Annotated in this window: 6 protein-coding genes; 3 read left to right on the top strand and 3 right to left on the bottom strand. The window is 55.1% G+C overall.

Features of this window, described 5'->3' with window-relative positions:
- Window positions 1–184 precede the first annotated feature (184 nt).
- From ICA15_RS25970 to ICA15_RS25960, 3 genes are all read right to left on the bottom strand, one after another.
- Window positions 185–3,424, bottom strand: coding sequence for a hypothetical protein (locus ICA15_RS25970; RefSeq protein WP_210555010.1), 3,240 nt, complete (start codon window positions 3,422–3,424; stop codon window positions 185–187).
- Between the two features lie 416 nt (window positions 3,425–3,840).
- Window positions 3,841–7,380 carry a hypothetical protein gene (locus ICA15_RS25965; protein ID WP_210555009.1) on the bottom strand — a complete coding sequence of 1,180 codons (3,540 nt, stop codon included), beginning with the start codon at window positions 7,378–7,380 and terminating at the stop codon, window positions 3,841–3,843.
- Between the two features lie 320 nt (window positions 7,381–7,700).
- Window positions 7,701–9,122, bottom strand: a complete 1,422-nt coding sequence (locus ICA15_RS25960; protein ID WP_150601760.1) for an amino acid permease — start codon at window positions 9,120–9,122, stop codon at window positions 7,701–7,703.
- Window positions 9,123–9,876: 754 nt separating this feature from the next.
- Here ICA15_RS25960 and ICA15_RS25955 point away from each other — a divergent pair.
- From ICA15_RS25955 to ICA15_RS25945, 3 genes are all read left to right on the top strand, one after another.
- Window positions 9,877–10,335 (top strand): REP-associated tyrosine transposase, encoded by a 459-nt coding sequence (locus ICA15_RS25955; protein ID WP_210555008.1) that lies wholly within the window; start codon window positions 9,877–9,879, stop codon window positions 10,333–10,335.
- A 312-nt stretch (window positions 10,336–10,647) separates the two neighbouring features.
- Complete coding sequence (locus tag ICA15_RS25950; RefSeq protein WP_210555007.1) at window positions 10,648–13,779, top strand: transglycosylase domain-containing protein; 3,132 nt, start codon at window positions 10,648–10,650, stop codon at window positions 13,777–13,779.
- A gap of 154 nt (window positions 13,780–13,933) precedes the next feature.
- Complete coding sequence (locus ICA15_RS25945; RefSeq protein ID WP_210555006.1) at window positions 13,934–18,994, top strand: NEL-type E3 ubiquitin ligase domain-containing protein; 5,061 nt, start codon at window positions 13,934–13,936, stop codon at window positions 18,992–18,994.
- Window positions 18,995–19,068 lie beyond the last annotated feature (74 nt).

Here is a 19,068-nt window from a genome sequence, read left to right as displayed (position 1 = left end):
GGGACTGGTAGGCTTGTGTAGGAGTTACTTCGGCAACTCCTACAAAAGTGCGTGGACGTGTTTATACCTCTGCGCGGTTCAGGTGGCTTCGTGAAAATCCACTTCCGACGACTGGCGACGGAAGCCGTCGATGATCATCGCCATGACGATGAATCCGCAATCGTCGATCAGTTGGATCCTGTCTTCAAATCATTACTTGAATCGAGAGCAGCTCATCCGGCAAATCGGGCAACTCGATAGAAGACAGTTCTTTCACGTGTTCAATGTAACTCGCATCAATATTGTTGATATTGAACTCGCTGACTTCGTAAACGCGACCTCCTCGCGTACTTCGAAATGTATTGTGCGAAGAGGCGAGCGCACCGTTTTCCAGCACTTTAACAAAAGTTTCCTGCATGGCCGCTATAGACTCCAGCTTCGCCAGCCCCGAATTTGGATCATAAAAAAACCATTGGGGATTGCCATCGGTCACTCTAATCCCTGCAACCATTCCGTGATCTTTGGTGCTAAGCATCAGCGTTTTTGAATGGGGAGAAGAAAGCAGTGTGTTGACAATTTCATTAACAGTCATCACTTCCAGGGTCGCATTCAAATGAAAATTAGACTTTTTATTGACCTTGTCCTGAAAGTTCCGCAGATCATGGATGAATTTATTGGCTTGAGGAATATCTGGTTTGTGAGCGGCCTTGTAAAGATTTTGCAAGAGAACATCCTCTTTCCCTTGCGCCATGGCAACTGCCATGGCGCTGGAGAGTCCTGCACATTCACCTTTGGAGGCCAAGTCAACATAAGCTATATAATATGCCTGCGACATCGGGGTAACCTTTGTAAACTTTGTCGGCACGTCTTGAAGAAGCAGATTGGTAGCATAATAGGAACTATCCAGAGTCTTGCGCTTGATTTCCTTCGTTAGTGCACCAATCTGTTCCGGAAGCAACTTGGGATTTGAAGCCAACTCGTATAACTCATCGAGATCCAGACTTGGGCTATAATCGCTGATTCCTTCTAAAAGCCCATTATTGAATCCTCTTTGATAGGAGGAAAGATTTTGCGGTTTTCGCGCACTAATCAAATTATTATAAAAACGCTCGTGGTAAAGGGCACTGTCGACGCTGGGTCCAAAGATTCGTCCCTGGCCGAAAAGCTTTGGCTGAAACTCATGAGGCAAACCATATGGCTTATTGATATAGGCATTGTAGTGATACCAATTTCCGTTTTTCAAAACCCCCACGCCATCGATGCTTTTTTCACCCACTTTGAAGGTCCCCAGCACCGTCGGGCCAAACTCTTTACCCGCTGCGACCAAGAGGTCATACCCACCCGATGCCCCCCGAATCTTGTTCAATTGGTGCACGGCCATCTTCCCAACGAACTTGACCCCCTTACCCACCTGCTGCACTCCTGCCAGCACTCCAGACAGTGGATTAAGCTCACCGATGATCACTGCGCCTATGATTTTTGCAGCCTTGAGCGCCTTGCCAATTGCCGAAGCCGTCTTGGCACCGATCTTCGCCAGCTTCGCGGCAGCACTTGCGCCAGCGGTGACGAAACCTAATACATCCAGGAACAGATCTATTGCACCTTCGACATATTTGCCGTTTATAAAGTTGGTAATAGCTGACTTGAACGGGATCAGATTGAGCACAAAATCAACCACCTTCATCGCGACCGCGTGTTCCTGTTCTAGCGTCGTCACGCCTTTGGCTTCTTTGAGAACCGCTTCGTTATCCAGATCAAGATGTTGAACAAAAGCATCGGCAATCATTCGGGTTCTTACGCTGCTGTAACTGGTGGGCGTCAACGAGAGTGTTGCAGTCTTTACCCAGCGTTTTACCCCTACCAACCCGTCGGAAAACTCGAAAGACTCAATGGCGTACACGAAGCTTGGGCTGTCTGGATAGCTCCACTTTGCTGCAGGAAGTTCGCGGGTAAACTCTTTTCTTTTAATGGCTCCGCCGTGCAGATCAATTGTATAGAACTGTGTATCGGCACCCAGTTCGGTCTTCACGATCAGTTCCGGGTCCGTGGACTGGAGACTTGTGCGCCAATGGCCATCTGACTTGTAATTCTTAGATTGAAAGAAAGTGACGATGCCATACTCCAGATTCCTTCTGTCCTCAAGTGGCAACTCGGATATCAGATGTCTTATGGTCAGACGGACACCCTCCTTCAGTTTGCTGAGAGTACTGTCAAACTCAGCCTGGAAAATTTCCGGCACGCGAAGGTCATGCAGTTTGTTGATGGTCGTCCTATGGGGGCGCAGACGACTGTCGCTCGTTCTCCATAGGGTGTAACGAGAACTTTCCGTCATGGCGATATCCAACAAGGAATACGTGCCCTTTCCCCCACCCGAAGGTACGGTGGTTCGACCCGACATAGGTTCTTTATCCAGAAGTTTTTCTTCAAAAGGTACGTAGCCTTTAAACCTCTCTTTAAGCTTGGTCAGCGCGATTTCCTTGCGACTGGGGAATTGGCTTCTCAACAGGATCGACGCGTTGAGCCGGTCGGCCAATTGATCATTGAAATGTGTCTTCACGTCCTCCAGTTGTGTGGTGCTGTAAAGATCATCGGATCTTTTTTCCAGCGAACCATTGACGATCCCCCAGTCCACTAACGCTGCTGCCTGAGCCTGGAGAGTAACGTCCGGATCAGCCTGAGCAGCGCTTTCAGCGCTGTTCATGACCTGGGCGAAGGTCATACACGCGACTTTACCCGGTGTTTGAGCTTCGATCGTTTGCGCGGCAACAGCCAGGTTAAGCCATGCCGCGCTACCGTATTTCAAATGGTCGGGAAGGTCGCTGATCAGCAGCGCGGGCGCCTTCCACACCAGCAACAGGTTTGCGGTCAATCGGGCCATTCTCCGGCTGCTCAAGTGTGCCTTGACCAGATACTCAACCAGATTATTGAATATCGCCGATACAGGTTTGCCCCAATGTTTCTGATCGGCGATGTCGAACCCGGCGACCGTATTGCGCTGAGGATCCTCAAGCCCCCCCTGATGCAGGACCAACTGGATGCCGGCCATGGCGTATTCGTTGACACTGACGTCCGTGGCAATCCCGTTCAGGCGATTCTGCACCGCCAGCCCCAACGCTTGACCACGAGCGCCGGTAATAAGTTTTTCCAGCGCCGAGGGTGTATCGCCAAGCGCTTTATCAGAAAGCTGCAAATCGCTGTTCAGATAGTCCAGCACACCAAAGCCCGCAGTTCCAAAATCATCAAGACCGTTCAAATAGTGGCTGGCGGCGAGCCGTAAGTTATTCTTTTGCAAGACAGACAGGGGCATCGGCCAGGACAATGCCCCGCCAAAATCGCCGAACCGGTGCGGCAGGTTTTTATCAACTTCAACATTGCCTGTAACAACACCAGCCTCATTACTATTCGCCGCAGCAACTTTACTTTCAGAACCTTTTAATTCAGACATTCGATCTTCCTTTGATCAATTACAGATGACCAAAAGTAGATAGCAAAACGAGCAAAACAAAAAGTCGGCTTTTATTGCAAATCACTTAGCCAAACACTTCACGCATAAAGCACTTACTTACACACCCTTGACAACTGAAGTTAACAACACAGGGATTAAAACCGAATACTCATGGATTACTCCCACCGTTTGCCGACCGAACTCATTACTGCACAATACAAAAAGTCGCACCCTGCAACAGTTCCTGCAGGGGAAACATCACCACTACAATCACTGCCGCACGTTGCGACTTTTTGTTTTACCGCACGCTCGTCAGCTATGAAGCCGAGCGAATCGCAACTTGTGAGTCACCGGTCGGTTGCAGGCCGGGTTCTTTCATGACGATGAAGCCTTGGTCACCAACAGGGTCTCCCCCGCTATGCCGGGATGGCCGCGTAAACCTCGCCGCGCTTCGCGACATTGGCGACCGTTTCCACCGGTTTGGTACCGGTCTTCACGATATGTGTTTGGGGATAAACCAGAGCCATCCGGGTGGAAGGCTCAAACCAGCCAGCATCATTTTTGGAATAACTGTTGATGACCGGCGCGCCGTATTGGGACTGGTAGTGTATTTTCCACTGCTTCGCCGCCCGGTCATATTTCAAGTAGGAAAATCCGGTCAGCATCGTGTCGGCATTGCCGTTCAGATCAAAACCTACTCCATAATCCGTGAACTCCATGGCAGCACTTTGCCCCATCCCGTGCTCATGAGGGGAAAGGTTGTTGTATTGAGCCGCTTCCTTGCTACCTTCGACATGCCGCACGCGCAGCGTACTGTCTCCCATCTGATCCACCACAAATGAACAGCCACCGAAACCCGGTGTGAAAACATGGTCGGCGTCCGCCCATCCCGGATGAACCGGGATATCCACATAGCCGCCCTGTGCTACCCAAAAACCGTGTACCGAATCGATTTTACCCGGCACTTCGCCGGCCTGCAGTTCCAACGCCCTCAAGGCATTGAACTCCGTTTTCACAGCGCCGGTAGTCTTCATTCGCTGCATACTGAAAATCATCGTTGCGCCACCTTCCTTGTTGGTCAATAGCGAGTTCTTTTCGAGTGGGTTTGACCAGAACTTTGAATTGAAAAGGTCGCAGCTAATCGACAGTTGAGCGAACTCCGTGCCCGATAATGCGTGGTGGATATTGGTCGGACTGGCTGTAAACGAAACTATATGATAGTCGCCCCAATTGCGGGACAGATGTGCGACTTCACTGGTCGTTATGGCTTCAATGATTGGCTCCGACAAGCCGTTTTGCAGACGCTGGCGCGCAATAGGCGAAGGGATCCATTTGATCTCGTCGGTGAGGTTTCCGCCGCGTATTGCCAGCGGTTGCCATTGATCCGGCGCCACTTGCCAGAGCCTCGCGCCGTGCGTGCGATTGGTCGCGGGATCGACAAGGATGACGTCCGTGAAATCGCTGCTCCGGGTGAAATCGTTCCTGATCTGGTACACGGCCTCTGCGCCGGTTTCATCGAAGTTGCGAATATAAAAGCGCTCCCCGTCGGCACTTCGAAAAATGCCTTGGGCATTGGCTTCAAGACCGGCGATTTCCGATGGTTTGACGGTGAAGCGCCCCAAGTCCTTGTTGTCCAATCCCCCAAGACCGAGGCGGCCAGGCTTGGGTCGAAAATCGCCTGGGGGGCCATACAACCGATTGTTCACAGGATTGAGCTGATAAAACTGGCCATTTTTTAACACCCCCACACCATCGACACTCTCCTCGCCTAGCTTCCAGACGCCAATCAGTGTCGGTCCGTGTTGCTTGCCTGCAACCCGCAACAGATCATAGCTGCCAGAAGCCCCGCGCAACTTGTTGAGGTAATGCAGGCTTTGGTTGCCCACGAAATTGACACCCTTGCCCAGCAATCGGGTCCCTCCCGTTACCAGCCCCGTCAACCCGCTCAACGGGTTCAGTTCGCCAATGACCACCGCGCCGATGATTTTTGCGGCCTTAAGGGTTTTGCCAATTGCCGAAGCCGTCTTGGCACCGATCTTCGCCACCTTCGCTACAGCACCTGCGCCGGCGGTGACGAACCCCAATACGTCCATGAACAGATCCACTGCACCTTCGGCATAATTGCCTTTGATAAAGTTGGAAATAGCTGACTTGAACGGGACCAGGTCGAGTACAAAATCAATGACCCTCTGCGCGGCAGCGTCTTCCCGTTCTTTTGTAGTCTGGCCTTTGGCGTCTTTAAGAATTTTCTCATTATCCAGATCAAGATGTTTAACAAAAACATCGGCAATTGTCTGGGTTCTTACACTGGCGTAACTGGCCGGAGTTGTCGAGAGAATCGCTGTAGTTGGCAAGAGCTTTGCCGCCACCGACTTGTCGAAGGCATGGAAGGACTCAGTGGCGTACTGAATACTCGGGCTGCCGGTATTGTAAGACTCTCTTGGAACGGCTTGGGAAAACTCAACTCTTTCAATGACTCCACGATTCAAATGAATGTTATAGACCGTTGTATCACGGCCCAACTCAGTCTTAATGGTCAGTTTCGCGTCCGTGGACTGGAGATCTTTTCCCCAATGGCCGTTTGACTTGTAAGTTTTATGTTGAAAAAAAGTCACGTTGCCATATTCCAGATTCTTTCTGTCCTCAAGTGGCAACTCGGATATCAGATGGCTTATGGTCAGACGGACACCGTCCTTCAGCTTGCCGAGCGTATTGTCAAACCGAGTCTGGAAGGTTTGCGGCACGTCAAGGTTGTGCAGTTCGTTGATGGTATTCAGATGCAGGACCAGGCGGGCATCGCGAGTTTTCCATCGACGGGGACGGGTGCTTCCCGTCATGGCGATATCCAATAAGGAATACTTGCCATTCCACCCGTCCGCAGAGAGGAATACGCCATCGCCGCCCTCTGCAGTTTCTTGTTCCAGAAGGCGCTCTTCAAAAGGTACGTCACCTGTAAACCGTTCTTTAAGCCTGGCCAACGCGATTTCTTTGCGGCTTGGGAACTCGCTGTTCAACTGGCTCGACGCATTAAGCCGGTCGGCCAATTGATCATTGAAATGTGTCTTCACGTCCTCCAGTTGTGAGTGGGTGTAAAGATCATCGGATCTTTTTCCCAGCAAACCATTGACGACACCCCAGTCCACCAACGCTGCTGTCTGCGCCCGGAGAGTAACGTCCGGGTCTGCCTGAGCAGCGCTTTCAGCGCTGGCCATGACTTGGGCGAAGGTCATATACGCGACTTTACCCGGTGTTTGAGCTTCGATCGTCTGCGCGGCAACAGCCAGGTTAAACCATGCCGCGCTACCGTATTTCAAATGGTCGGGAAGGTCGCTGATCAGCAGCGCGGGCGCCTTCCACACCAGCAACAGGTTTGCGGTCAATTGGGCCATTCTCCGGCTGCTCAAGTGTGCCTTGACCAGATACTCAACCAGATTATTGAATATCGCCGATGCGGGTTTGCCCCAATGTTTCTGACCTGCCAGGTCGAACCCGGCGACCGTGTTGCGCTGAGGATCTTCAAGCGATCCCTGATACAGGACCAACTGGATGCCGGCCATGGCGTATTCATTGATACTGACATCCGTGGCAATCCCGTTCAGGCGATTCTGCACCGCCAGTCCCAACGCTTGGCCACGAGCGCCGGTAATCAGTTTTTCCAGCGCCGAGGGTGCATCGCGAAGTGCGTCATCAGAAAGTCGCACCTCACCGTTCAGATAATCAAGCACACCAATGTATGCATTTTCCGGGTTCTCGATACGATTCAAATAGTGGCTGGCGGCGAGCAGCACATTACCCTTTTGAGAGACAGACAAAGGCATCGGCCAAGACAGTGCCCCGCCAAAATCGCCGAACCGGTGCGGCACGACTTTATCAACTTTAAAATAGACCGGAACTGCATTGGACTCGTTATTTTCTGCCGCAGCAGTATTACTTGCGGAACCGTTAGATTCAGACATTCGATCATCCCTTGATCAATTAAAGAGGACCAAAAGTAAATAACGAAACACACAAAACAAGAAGCCGGCATCTATTGCAAATTACTTATCCGACCAACTTAAGAACAACCTTCTAACACATGAATACTTCATACCCAGAGCCAATCACCGAGGGATTAAAACCGCATATAGAAGGATTACTTATACCGCCCACCGATCAAATTCATTACCGCATAAATACAAAAAGTCGCACCCTGCAACAGTTCCTGCAGGAGAAATATATTCACCACTACAGGCACTGCCGCACGTTGCGACTTTTTGTTTTACCGCACGCTCGTCAGTTATGAGGCAGCGCGAACTGCTCCTTGTGAGTCACCGGTCGGTTGCAACTTGAACACGTAGAACAACACAGTCAGCAACACCAGGAACGCCGGGCCCACGTACAAGGCGACGCGGGTGTCCGGGAAGTACGCCATCAGGCCGACCACCAGCACCAGGAACGCCAGCGCAAAGTACGAACTGATCGGGTATAGCCACATTTTGTATTTGAGTGCGGCACGTTCGCTGGCGCTCAAACCTTTGCGGAACTTCAATTGCGCCAGCAGGATCATCACCCAGGTCCAGATCGCGCCGAATGTCGCAATCGAGGTTACCCAGACGAAGACTTTTTCCGGCACCAGATAGTTGAGCAGTACGCCCAGCAGCAGCGCAGCGATCGACAGCAACAGTGCACGACGCGGCACGCCATTGCTCGAGGTCTTGGCGAAACCGGCCGGCGCCTGGCCATTCTGCGCCAGGCTATAGAGCATGCGCCCGGTGCTGAAAATGCCGCCGTTGCAGGACGACAGTGCGGCGGTGATCACCACGAAGTTGATGATGCCGGCGGCAGTCTTGATGCCAAGACGCTCGAAGGTCATCACGAACGGACTGCCCTGAGTGCCGATCTCGTTCCACGGATAGATCGACAGAATCACGAACAAGGCGCCGACGTAGAACAGCAGAATCCGCCAGAACACCGAGCCGATGGCGTTGGGGATGGTCTTCTGCGGGTTCTTCGCTTCACCGGCGGTCAGGCCGATCATCTCGACCCCGAGGTAGGCGAACATGACCATTTGCAGGGACATCAGCACACCGGTCACGCCGTTGGGCATGAAGCCGCCGTGGGCCCACAGGTTGGAAATCCCCAGTGCCACGCCGTCATTGCCGAAACCGAAAGCGATGATGCCGATGCCGCCGATCACCATGGCAATGATGGTGACGATCTTGATCAGGGCGAACCAGAACTCGAACTCACCGAAGGCCTTCACCGCGATCAGGTTGATCGAGCCCATGCTGATCAACGCCGCGAGGGCCCAGATCCAGCGCGGGACATCGGGGAACCAGATGCCCATGTAGACGGCGACGGCGGTGATTTCCGCGACGCAGGTCACCAGCCACAGAAACCAGTAGTTCCAGCCAGTGAGAAAACCTGCCAACGGGCCGAGATAATCTTGCGCATAGCGACTGAACGACCCGGCTACCGGGTTGTGCACGGCCATCTCGCCGAGGGCGCGCATGATCACCAGGATCGCCAGACCGCCCAGAATGTAGGAAATCATGATCGCCGGGCCGGCCATTTCAATGGCTTTGGCCGAACCCAGAAACAGACCGACGCCGATACAGGCACCGAGCGCCATCAGGCGAATATGCCGTTCGCCGAGTTCACGTTTGAGCGGACCGCCCTGAGCGGTTTCGCCGTGAGGCAGGTGATTGCCAACTGGCATAGGGGTACAACCTCGTCTTGTTATTGGATATGACCACCGAGTGTCGAAGCGTCGGCCGATAGACCTTGGCTCACCTGAAACCGCACCTGCTTCATGGGCAAACGCGTCTTGTAGGAAAAAACCTGCAAGATCAGTGGGGCGTGCAGTATAAAAAGCTTCCGACAGGTTATTTCACTCTATAAACCACAACATTTAGCGAGAACTCTCGGTAAAAGCCCGGTATTCGGAGAGGCATCAACTGCTTAAGTAGGAATATTCGCTATCGAAAAAGGCGCCGAGTATTGCACAGCATTGGTGCATCGTCATGCCCCTGCTTTGGCAGCGTTTATTGCTGGAAGGCTCTACCCCGGCAACTTGCAAGACACCGGACTACTTGAGGCAGGGTTTAACCTGTGCTGAGGAGATTTATCTGTGCTGAGAAGAATTATCTGTGCTGAAGGGATTTGTGGCGAGGGGATTTATCCCCGTTGGGCTGCGAAGCGGCCCCAAAACCTGACAACCGGTTTCTCCTGACACTCCGCGTCTTGCTGGTCTGCGACTGCTGCGCAGCCGAACGGGGATAAATCCCCTCGCCACAGATAAATCCCCTCACCACAGATAAATTCCTTTGCCAGATAAATCCCCTTGCTACAGATAAATCTGTTCACCACAGAGACTTCATAAGTATCAGAAATTTCGTTCAGCCTTTGCAGATCCAGCTTGAGTAACCAGGCACTAGCCTTGAATCATGATTAATGAGTGCAAGGAAGCAAACGTGCCAGTACAACCCAACTCCCACCACCTGCGCTTCGGCCGAAGATCAGAAATAGGCCGCGCCTACTTCATCACCGCCGTGGTTCACAATCGCCAGCCTGTATTTTCAGATTTTCAGACCGGGCGCCTCTTGGTCGCAGAACTTCGCCGCGCACACGAACAAGGGGATGTTGAGTCAATCGCCTGGGTTGTTATGCCTGACCATTTTCACTGGTTAATGCAATTGAAGAGCGGCAATCTCGGCCAAGTCATCGGTGGTATCAAGGCGCGTTGCACTCAAACAGTAAACAGAAAAACCGGGAGCCGCGGCCCATTGTGGCAAACCGGCTACCACGATCGCGCTATCCGTGATGGCGAAGACGTGAAGCCGTTCGCTCGGTACATCATTGCCAACCCACTACGTGCAGGTTTGGTAGATAAAATCGGCGACTACCCGCTCTGGGATGCCTGCTGGCTGTAAAACCGAATTCACCTGGATTATCTGTGGTGAGGGGATTTGTCCCCGATAGTCTGCGCAGCAGGCTCAAAGCCTGAGAATGCGGTATGTCTGAATAAATCTGGGGCTGCTTCGCAGCCCATCGGGGATAAATCCCCTCGCCACAGTAAATTCCATCATCCCAGAGATCTCCAAACCACAGACATCCCCGCACTACAGGGTGCCTTGATTCCAGATTTGTTCAGCCCCCAGCCCCACACAATTTCCTCACCAGCGCCAACCACCGTCTAAGCTTCAGACAAGTCCGATCAATCTGCGTGAATGGATCAATCGACTATGGGCGCTTTGTGGCAAACCGATTCGAGTAAAGCCGTGGTTCCGACTGAACGTGTGGATGATCAAGCGCCTGTCCCTGAAAAACCCCGCCGCAGCCGGCATGGGTGGAAGGCTTTCTGGCTATTGCTGCTGATTATCGCGGTGGTGGTAGGGCTTGGTGCGTCCAAAGAAATGCGCACCTCGCGCTTTCAATCCCGTGAACTCAGCCAATACGCCGCCTCGCTGACCTACAAACTGGAACCTGGTCCCAGTGAGGCCATCCGTTATCCGGGCAACGGGCCCTTCGATTTGCGTCTGGGTTACAGCTCGCTCGATGAATTCCTGCCGCGCCTGATCAAACGCAATTACGTCGTCACCGAGCAGACACGCTTCTCCCCCGCCCTGCTCAGCTACACCGACAAAGGCCTGTTTGTGCCTTATTCCGAGAAGATCCAGGCCGGGTTGTCGATCACCGATTGCCGCGCCGCGCCGCTGTACAAGTACAACTATCCGCAGCAACTGTATTCGAACTTCGCGGCGATTCCGCCGGTGGTGGTCAGCAGCCTGCTGTTTATTGAAAACCGCTTTCTGCTCGACCCCAAACAACCGCTGGCCAACCCGGCGGTGGATTGGCCACGGTTCGGCATGGCCGCCTGGTCGCAAGTGGCGAAGGTGCTGCATCTGCCCGGGCAATCGGCTGGCGGCAGTACGCTGGCGACGCAACTGGAAAAATATCGGCACTCCCCTGAAGGCCTGACGGCTTCCGGCGCCGAGAAGATCCGCCAGATGATTTCCGCCAGCGTGCGTGCTTATCAGGACGGTCCGCAAACCTTGGGGGCACGGCAAAACATCATTCGCGATTACCTCAACAGCGTGCCGTTGTCTGCCGTACCGGGCCACGGTGAAGTGCACGGCATGGCCGAGGGTTTACGGGTCTGGTACGGCACTGATTTCGTCAAGGCCAACGAGCAGCTCAACAGTCCGCAGACCGACCCGAAAACCATGGCCGACAAAGGCCTGGCCCTGCGCGAAATGCTCTCGTTGATGATTGCCCAGCGCCGCCCTTCGTATTACCTGACCAGGGGCCGCGAAGAACTCGCCAACCTCACCGACAGCCATTTGCGCCTGCTCAAGCAGAGCGGCGTGATCGACAGCGCGTTGGCCGATGCCGCACTGGCCAGCACCGTCAGCTATCGCGACTGGCAGACCCAGCCGACGATCCAGCCAATCGAGACCAACAAAGGTATCAGCGCTGCCCGCAGTCGTCTGGCGAGCATGCTCAACCGGCCGCTGTACGACCTCGACCGGCTCGATCTCTCGGCCACCAGCACCCTGCAAGGCGAGCTGCAAACCCAGGCCACCGCCTACCTGAAGAAACTCGCCGACCCGACCTACGCTGCCGAAGTCGGTTTGCTCGGCGAGCGCTTGCTGACGCCGACCAGCACCACTCAAGTGCGCTACAGCTTCACGCTGTTCGAACTGACCCCGGATGGTTCGCGCGTGCGTGTGCAGACCGACAGCACCGACCAGCCGTTCGACATCAATGAAGGCAGCAAACTCGAACTGGGCTCGACAGCGAAGATGCGGGTGCTCACCACCTACCTGCAAATCATCGCCGAACTGCACGACAAGTACGGCGCCATGGGCGTGCCGGAACTCAAAAAAGTCGAGGTGCCGGAGCAGGATCGCCTCAGCCGCTGGGTTGTCGATTACCTGATCCAGAACAAGGATCACGACCTGTCGAAGCTGCTCGCCGCTGCGCTGGATCGCAAATACTCGGCCAGCCCCGGTGAAGCGTTTTTCACCGGCGGCGGGCTGCACACGTTTAACAACTTTCGCAAAGAGGACAACGGTCGCCTGCCGACCCTGCGCGATTCCCTGCGCGAGTCGATCAACCTGCCGTTCATTCGGCTGATGCGCGATATCGTGCGTTACACCACCTACTCCGGTCCCAACAGCAGCGCGGAGTTGCTCAAGGATGATCGTGACCCAAGGCGCCAGGAATACCTGGCGAGTTTCGCCGATCGCGAAGGCACTTCGTTCCTGCTCAAGTTCTGGAAAAAGTACAAGAACAAGGACACGAAGGCGCGTCTCGAAACGTTCCTCGACAGCATGCGCCCGACGCCGATCCGCATGGCCGCCGTGCACCGTTATCTGTTGCCGAACGCCAGCCAGGAAGACTTCAACACTTTCGTGCGCTCGCACCTCAAAGGCGCCAAGCTCAACGAAAAACTGACCGACGACCGCCTCATCCGGCTCTACGATTCCTACGGCCCGGGCAGCTACGACTTGCCCGATCAAGGCTTCATCGCCAAGGTCCACCCGCTCGATCTGTGGCTGATCGGCTATCTGCTGAATCACCCGGACGCGACCTTCAGCCAGATCGTCAAAGCCAGTCGCTTCGAACGTCAGGAAGTCTACAGCTGGCTGTTCAAGAGCAAGCACAAGGGCGCACGCGACAGTCGCATCCGCACCATGCTCGAGATCGAGGCGTTTCTTGAAATCCATCAGCGCTGGCAACAAGTCGGCTACCCGTTCGACCATCTGGTGCCGTCGCTGGCCACCGCCATCGGCAGCTCCGGCGACCGTCCGGCAGCGCTGGCCGAACTGATCGGCACCATCCTCAATGACGGCGTGCGCATGCCGACACTACGGATCGACAGTCTGCATTTTGCCGCCGACACACCCTATGAAACCCGGCTGGTCAACGACCCGCACGTTGGCAAACGGGTGATGCCATCGGAAGTCGCCACGGCGATGCGCGAAGCACTTTCGCAAGTGGTGGACGCCGGTACGGCAAAACGTGTTTCCGGCAGTTTCAAACTCGCGGATGGCACCCCACTGGCCATGGGTGGCAAGACCGGTACCGGCGACAACCGCATCGAAGCCATCGGCTCGGGCGGACGCATCCTCAGTTCGAAGTCGATCAACCGCACCGCGACCTTCGTGTTCTACATCGGCGATCACCATTTCGGCACCCTCACCGCGTTCGTTCCGGGGCGCTCGGCGGAGAACTTCAAATTCACCTCGGCCTTGCCGACGCAGGTACTCAAGGGCATGGCGCCAATTCTCACGGCGTATCTGCAACCGGGCAGCGACTCACAATGTCGCCCGGTTGAAGGTTCAAGCGTTGCACGCCTGGAGCAACACTGATTGGCGCCCTGGCAGGTGGTAGTCAGTTATTTTTCAGATTCAAATACTCAGCGGATAAACGGGTAAAACAGCCGCTGGGGCGGCAATTTTTAGACTTTTGTTTTGCCCTCCAACAGATAGGCTGGTCATCCTCAAACAATCAAGGATGATTGCCATGTCTGATGCTTCCACGCCTGACCAGAACAAAGGTCGGCACTACGATTTCATAAGCTCCACCCTGCACGAAAACTTCAAAACCGCGAGCCTCGGCCGGGGCAAGGCACTGGCGAGCGCGGCACTGAAGATCGAGCCCTGGTACAACACCGCGCCTGTCGGCCAACACACCCAACTGAAAAACGCCAACCTGAAGGCCTGGGGCTCTCAGAATCAGGTCGACAAGCTGTTCGAAAAACTCCAGGACGTGCGTACATTCGCGGCGCCTTTGCTCCAGGCGAAGCTCAAGGAAAAATACGCCGTCACCCATGACGTCAAGACAACCTTCCTGCACTTGTACATCCCCAAGACAGGACCTTGGTACACGATCGATACCTTGGGCGGTGTCACGACTCGAACCGTATCGCTGCTGGACGCCGCGCTGCACAACTTCGCTGCCAGCGAAACGGTACTTGCCGATTCGCAATACATCAGCCAACCCGACAAGCTCGGGCACTTCGATATATTGCCGATCAAGGCAAAGATGACCATCAGCCAGTTCCAGACGCTGTGCAGGGAACTGGACATCGGCAAACTGTACAACCAGCACCTGCAAAGCTACCTGCTGCCCGGCGAACCGGTGGCCGTCGCCGTCATGCAGCACAAAGTGACGCAAAGTCTGAAGGATGCATTAAGCGCCGCCGCCGAGTTGGCATTGACCACCGGCGACATTCAGATCGACGCCTACAAGCTGATCACCGCGCTGGCCAATGGCGCCCCTCTGCCGCTGCTCAATGGCCTAGGCATGCAGTGCTGTGATCTTTCCATGATGGAGACACGCCTGACCGGTGTGCTGCTGTTGGTTCCTGCCGTGAGAGACAGCCAAGGCATTCGCCAGCTCATTGCCTATGTCCCCCATGATCCGGAGCATCCGCTGAAGGAATACACATCACCCGATGCCTTCATGACTGAGCTGACGCGGCAACTGCGCGAAAACAAAACCGGCGCTGCATCGCAACTCAGTTACCGCCAGTTCTTCAGCCAGTTTGTCGATCATCAACAGCGCGGGCACTTCTTTGCCGACCTCGAACAACGTCTCAGCCACGTGGTCTGGCACGAAAAGGTTGATCCGACGGACTCGCGTCCGCCATGGCGTACAGAAGACAAGCTCAATGCGCACCTGAAGTTCGAGCACCTGCCACTGCCCAGCGACTACTGGACACATGCCTATCAGCAAAAGCTCAACAAGATTCTCAACGACGCCAAGGTAATCGCCGTGTCTACCGCCGACACTGATACCAGGGCGCGCTGGGCCTGGTGGGAAAATTTCAAGAAAATCGTATCGGACATTTTCAACGTGGCCTTGCTGATAGCGACGCCATTCGTGCCGGGCCTGGGCGAATTGATGATGGCTTACACGGTTTATCAACTGACCTATGACGTGATCGAAGGCATTGTCGATCTTGCTGAAGGCCTGGGCCTTGAGGCGGCCGAGCACGTAGTCAGCGTGGTGACGGATGTCATTCAACTGGCGTTATTTGCAACCGGGGCCGAGATTGCGGGCGCGTTCAAGTTCAAGTTATCGCCACTGGTCGAGGGCATGAAGCCCGTGAAGCTGCCCGATGGCCGTGACACTCTCTGGCACCCGGACCACGCCCCCTATGAACAGCGAACAATCGATCTGCCGAAGGACGCCAAGCCCGACGCAACAGGCGTGCACGCGTACGAAGGCAAGGAGATTCTGCGTGCGCAGGACAAACACTATGAACTCACACGCGATGCGAAAACCGGCACGACTCGCTTGAAACACCCTGAACGCACTGAAGCCTATCAACCGCAAGTCACGCTCAATGGCGCGGGTGCCTACGTGCTCGAAGGCGAGCAACCGCGGACCTGGGACGACGCCACTTTATTGCGTCGCATTGGCCCTGCCGTGGCGGATCTGAGCGATGCCCAGCTCGAAACAGCGCGCAAGATCAGCGGCACCGACCCCGCAGAATTGCGTGGCATGTATGTCGAGAACCTGCGCCCTCCCACTCTGCTGACCGACACGATAGAGCGCCTTGATATTGACTCGGACATCCGTTCGTTCATCGACTCCCTGAGCAGCGACGACCCGCTGGTCTATGGAAAAGCGGACCCCGTGACACAGCTGCAGATACTCACGGCTCATGGCATGTGGCCCGAAAAAGCCTCGATGCGGATTATTGACGCTACGCACAAAACCATCTGGGAGCACACAGGCAAAGACGCTTCGGCAGGTAAAAAGCTGGTTGTTCAACTCCAGGATCGCCAATTGTTCAACGGTGAACTGTTGAAGATCGTGATGCAGACGCTGGATGAAAACGGTACGGCGATCATTCTCGATGTCCCGGCAGATGCCCTTCCGGCATCGCTGGATGCGCGCGTTCGCGCGTTGCGCAAACGCATCGTTGCCGTGACTGAGAACGGCCGCGGCAAATTGTTCAACGAAGATTACGCCAGCCGTGAAGTATTCGAGAATAAAGGCCTGGCGCCCCTGATCCGCGCGGCGTTTCCCGACATCCCGGCGCAAGGCATCGACAATCTTCTGGCCAAAGCCACCCGCGCCGAACGGGCGATCATGGTCGCCGAGAATCGCCTCCCCTTGCGCCTCAAACGCATCGCCCGGGAGCTGCAACTGGAAACGCGAACCGCGCGGGCGCATGAAGGTTTTTACCGAAAATCTTTAACGAACGCCGATACCGAACGCTTGACGCTCAATGCGCTGCGCCTTTACAGCGACTCACTGGCAGATGTGCGCATCGAGCTTCGCGTCGGTCGTTTCGATGGTGAGCTGACTTGCCAGGTGGGCCCGGAGGACGCCGCCACCGTACGAATTCTGGTCAAGGGCAGCGACGGCCGTTATGAAGTTCAAGACGCCCAAGGCACAAAGTTGCATGAGCCGACTGATCTGTATCAAGGTGTTTTGCAGGTGTTGCCTGACGAACAATTGAAAGCGCTGGGGTTGCGCCGCAATGAAGGCCCCCGGTTCAAACAATGGGTCATCGCGCGGACTGCAACGCCGGCCGAACGGCGGGTCGCCCTTGATGATCGAGGGCGTGTGCCTGAGTGCCCAAAAGAAGATTTACTGTTGCTGCGAGGGCCCAGGCAGTCCCGGCATGAGGCGAACCTCGCCTCACGCGTAGAGGATTTGTACCCTCATTTCAATGAGCGAGAGGTCAGGCAGTTTGTCCAGTCGCTGGGTACCCAGGACGACGCGATGGCCACACTGAAACGCCTGGAAACAGAGCTCGACGACCTGCGCGTGTTACTCCACAAGTGGCAGTGGGAACAACCGGATTACCCGGTATCAGACCCACGCAATTTCGTCAGCGGTGGCGGACGACACATCGCTGAGCAACTTATCGACTGTTTCAAAAGAAAAGCCAGGTTCCTCGACAAACGCAGCGCCCATGTGGATGAGGGATATACGCTTGACCTGTCGAGCGATCTGGCTCCGAGCGATCTCGTACGGTGGTGGAAAAAACTGCCGGAAATGAGCAAGTACCTCGACCAGATCACCGCACTGAATGTGGATAACTCGCGCTTTGCCATCGACTCCAAAGGCCTGCTGAAAGACTTCCGGCAACTGCGTCAGTTAAGCGCCAGACATTGTCAGTTGAAGCAACTTCCCGAAGGCATCGGCAATATGCATATGCTCGAGACGCTGCGTCTGAGCGATAACCTGATTGAACTGACCGCCGCCGACGTCGAGCGTCTGGGCAACCTGACGCGTCTGGAAAGCTTGCGGCTCGACGGTAACCCTTTGGGTCGTGCGGTAAATGTCGAGCGCATGCCACGCTTGAAAGTACTGAGCCTGAACAAAACCGGCATTGATGGCTGGCCGGAGGGGATTTTCAAAAAGCGTCGGCCCAGAGGTTTCTTTCTGGACATGCAGGCAAACCCCATCAGTCGAATCCCGCAGGTGACCGCAGGTTCCGATCAGGCGCTGCTTGTTGCTCGTACACGCCTTGATGCCGAGAGTCTGTCTGAAGCCAATCGGCTGGCCTATCACGAGTATCGAAGATCGGTCGGCATCGATCCCGAGCATTACTACAGTGAACCGGCTGCGCGGGATGTGTCGTCCTGGCGAATGTCTGACCTGACATTCTGGGGCACCAGCGAGTCCGGGCGCGGGGCGTTCAGGCTCGAGGCATGGCACGACCTGGCGACAGAACCCGATTCACAGGGGTTCTTTCAGGTCATCGACAAACTGCTGATATCCGCCGACTACCGAAACGCTGGTGACGCTCGCAAGCAACTTACCGATCGCGTCTGGCGCATGATCGACGCCGCTTATCTCGATCCGAAAGTGCGCAATGAACTGTTCGCCGAATCCACGGCACCGACGACCTGCGCCAATGCCGGCGCGCAGATGTTCAACAACATGGGAATCAAGGTACTTGCCTCGGAAGCCTATTCGTATTCGACGTCACAGGCAGAACTGGAAGGCAAACTGGTGACGCTGGCAAAAGGCGCGGCGCGCCTTGAGCAAGTCAACGACATCGCCCGTGAAGTTGTTGCCACCCGGGCAGGCCGACCTGATGAAGTGGAGGTGCATTTAGCCTATGAAACCGGACTGGCCGAGCGCCTGGAGCTGCCATGGCAGTCCCGGGACAGACGTTGGTCAGAGCTCGCCGGCGTCGATCAGGAAGCCATCGATAAAGCGTATGACAGGGTGATTGCGCTGGAAGAGGGCGACGGCCTGGTAAACAAGATGCTCAAGCAGGTTTTCTGGACGGAGTACTTACACGACACTTACCCAGGCCAATTCAAAAACAACGCAAGTATCCACGAAGGCAAAGCCAGGCAACTGGACGAGTTGCGTGTAGCGCAAAAAGCCTGGGCGGATGGCAAGGATTTGCCTGAAGAGCAAAAAGCGTTGCGTCGCCAGGCGCTGCAAAATCTTGCCCGACAGCTATCGGTTCCAGACGCTACGGTTTTCACCGGTGACGCCATGACCGACGCAGTGTACGAACGGCTATACACCGATATCGGCGATGAGGAGAAGGCGCTGGGCAGACGATTGACCCGCACAGCACTGACAAACGCTGGAATCTGAAACAGCCCCTGTGGCAACCCTGCGGGTATGACGATGATTGTCGTCATGTCCGCAGGTCGGCCCACTGCAACTGG

This window comes from Pseudomonas sp. P116 (assembly GCF_020149425.1).
In the GTDB taxonomy this organism is placed as follows: Bacteria; Pseudomonadota; Gammaproteobacteria; order Pseudomonadales; family Pseudomonadaceae; genus Aquipseudomonas; species Aquipseudomonas anatoliensis.
Note: the sequence above shows the minus strand (reverse complement) of the source record. Positions and strands in the feature narration are given on the sequence as shown.

Coding starts and splice junctions, on each gene's coding strand:
- ICA15_RS25970 (WP_210555010.1), bottom strand. CDS start 3,424: ATGTCTGAATTAAAAGGTTCTGAAAGTAAAGTTGCTGCGGCGAATAGT.
- ICA15_RS25965 (WP_210555009.1), bottom strand. CDS start 7,380: ATGTCTGAATCTAACGGTTCCGCAAGTAATACTGCTGCGGCAGAAAAT.
- ICA15_RS25960 (WP_150601760.1), bottom strand. CDS start 9,122: ATGCCAGTTGGCAATCACCTGCCTCACGGCGAAACCGCTCAGGGCGGT.
- ICA15_RS25950 (WP_210555007.1), top strand. CDS start 10,648: ATGGGCGCTTTGTGGCAAACCGATTCGAGTAAAGCCGTGGTTCCGACT.
- ICA15_RS25945 (WP_210555006.1), top strand. CDS start 13,934: ATGTCTGATGCTTCCACGCCTGACCAGAACAAAGGTCGGCACTACGAT.